At 39.1% G+C, this 414-nt stretch carries 1 pseudogene; it reads right to left on the reverse strand.

The features are described 5' to 3' along the window. A pseudogene (locus tag J7R05_RS08500) lies at nucleotides 1-292 on the reverse strand (thiamine diphosphokinase); the annotation flags it as partial. Nucleotides 293-414: the final 122 nt, after the last annotated feature.

Consider the following 414-nt stretch of genomic DNA (forward strand, 5'->3'; position numbering starts at 1 on the left):
CACACAAAATAAGCTGTTTGGCACCATTTTGTAGAGCTCTTTCACATGCCAGAGCACTATCGGTCATATCTTTATCAGAAGGAAAAACCTCACGTGGAACATGAGGATATTTGTCTATGAGAGACTGATCAGATGAATCGAAATCTCCCAACCACAACTCAGGATTCACATTCAGCGCTGCTGCATGACGCATTCCACCATCGGCAGCAATCACCCGACTGTTGCGAATTTGGCTACGCAAACGGTCAGTGATACAAACATTCCCATTTAACAATACTGTAAATGTTGTCATGCAACACTGTGCCTTTCGTAAGATTTCCTTTTATAACGTTTCTTATAAAAATAGACGTTTTTTATAGATAACAACCGTGATAAAATCAAAAGAATCCTTATCCTAAAAGCTTCTTTCCAAAA

It is taken from the genome of Bartonella capreoli, from assembly GCF_902813205.1.
Lineage (GTDB): Bacteria > Pseudomonadota > Alphaproteobacteria > Rhizobiales > Rhizobiaceae > Bartonella > Bartonella schoenbuchensis.